Raw genomic sequence first — 1,830 nt, forward strand, 5'->3', positions numbered from 1 at the left:
GGCCATCACCCCGTCCGCGCGCCGGGAGGGGTGCGCGCTGTAGGCGGCCTTCGGTCGGCGTCACCGCCAGTTGTCGCGGGTGATCCCTACGCTGGGGGTCATGACTTTCACCGCTCTGCATCGCGCCCTCGGAGTCGCTCCTGGACCGCTGACGGACGAGCTGCTGGATGCGGCGGTGAGCAGCGGAGTCGTGGAGACGAACGATCTGGACTGGAAGTCAGAGCTGCCGCCGGCGAAGGGCCTATCGCAAACGGACTTCCCCAAGGACGTTGCAGCGATGGCGAACAGCGGCGGCGGTGTCATCGTGTTCGGAGTACGCGAGTCGCAGAAGGCCGCGACAGGGCGGGTCGACGTCGGCGAGTTTGATGAAGCGTACGAGCGATCCCTGCGCTCCGCGGCGATCACCGCGATCTCCCCGCCTGTCTTCGGACTCAACGTGCACCGTCTCGGAGTTGAGGGGGCTCGCGCTGTCGTTGTGGAAGTGCCTGCAAGCCTCGACGGGCCGCACCTGATCTACCGTAACGACTACTTCGGCGCTCCGGTGCGCAACGACTCCGACACCGTGTGGATGAAGGAACGCCAGATTGAGGCGATGTACCGAGCTCGCTTCGATGAACGCCGCCATGCCAGCGAAGCGCTCGACAACCTGTATGCCGAGACCGCGGGCGGGCGGGCGACGAGCGAACGCGCCTGGTTGATCGCTGTCGCCCACCCGCGTGTCCCTCGACTCCACAACCGCCTGACGCGCGATGGCGCGCGCGACGTGCTGACCAAAGCGGAAGGCTTCGCCTTGCTCTACGCCGGACGTGGCGGTGTGCACCCGCTGGAAAACGTCGACCGTCACAATCCACGACCGGGGTTGCGCCGCTGGGTCGCCGTCAACACCGCAACAGGCGACCGATCACTGTGGAAGGAAGCATGGGCGAGTCTCCACCACGACGGATCAGTTACGCTCGCAGCCGCAATCGGCGGCCACCGCATGAGTAGCGACGGGTACTTCGAGGGATCGCAGGTCCAGTCGGACGCGGTCGAGTGCGGCGTCGCAGATCTGATGGCTCTCATCCGAGCGACCGCTGACGCGACGGGCAACGACGAGTACGACGTGCGCGTCGGGATCGAGTGGACCGGTTCAGAGCCCCTCGTGATCCTGACTGTGGACAACTTCGGTCACTCCTACGGCGGTGTCTCCACGCCGTTGCACCGCTACATACCCGTCGAGAGCACCGTGAACGCTTCGGCTGCCGATCTTGACTTCTACTGGGGCGTTCACGACCTCGCTCAGGACTGCGTGAACCAGGGCGGCGTCTCGAACGTACGAATGATCCAACCACCAGATCGAACCGAGTAGCTGGGCCACTACAACGACGGCCTGACGCGCTGCGGCCCGGTGCGCCGAGCGCGTTCCTGCTCTGGCTGTTCGGGCTGGGCGAGGTTCTGTGCCCGGTCGAGCGCGGCGCGGGCGCGGGCGGCGTCGAGCTTCTGCGTCTCGGTCTCGGCGCGTGCTCCGAGGGGTGCAAGCCCAGTGACGCCGTAGCGGTCACGGTAGGCAGCGATGGTGCGAGCGGCGTTCCGCCATGCGCGGGCCGTTCGCGCCTGCTTCGGCTGGACGCCGAGTTTCATGATCCACTCGTGCTTCTCGGTGAGCGCAGTGTCGAGGAGCACATTGGTCCGGGTCTCGATGAGGTCGCGCCGCTCTGCCAGTGCCTGCCACATCTCCGATGGCATGGTGCCGGTGGCTTCGGGGATGAGGCCTGCGATCAAGCGTGGCGCCTTCCGCGCGCGACCGGACCCCGCCGGCCGGCCGGTCGCCTTAGCGACGCGGTAATGCAG

At 66.9% G+C, this 1,830-nt stretch carries 2 protein-coding genes; one reads left to right on the forward strand and one right to left on the reverse strand.

The genetic code is table 11. The annotated features are described in order from the left end of the window. The first annotated feature begins 100 nt into the window (after nt 1-100). Nucleotides 101-1,348 (forward strand): helix-turn-helix domain-containing protein, encoded by a 1,248-nt coding sequence (locus tag ACFWJO_RS37710; protein ID WP_070709077.1) that lies wholly within the window; start codon nt 101-103, stop codon nt 1,346-1,348. A gap of 8 nt (nt 1,349-1,356) precedes the next feature. Here the strand turns inward: ACFWJO_RS37710 and ACFWJO_RS37715 are convergent. Further along, on the reverse strand, nt 1,357-1,830 hold a 474-nt coding region (locus ACFWJO_RS37715; protein WP_386872646.1), incomplete at its 5' end, for a hypothetical protein.

The sequence above is a fragment of the Streptomyces sp. NPDC127092 genome (genome assembly GCF_042722475.1).
Lineage (GTDB): Bacteria > Actinomycetota > Actinomycetes > Streptomycetales > Streptomycetaceae > Streptomyces.

Coding starts and splice junctions, on each gene's coding strand:
- ACFWJO_RS37710 (WP_070709077.1), top strand. CDS start 101: ATGACTTTCACCGCTCTGCATCGCGCCCTCGGAGTCGCTCCTGGACCG.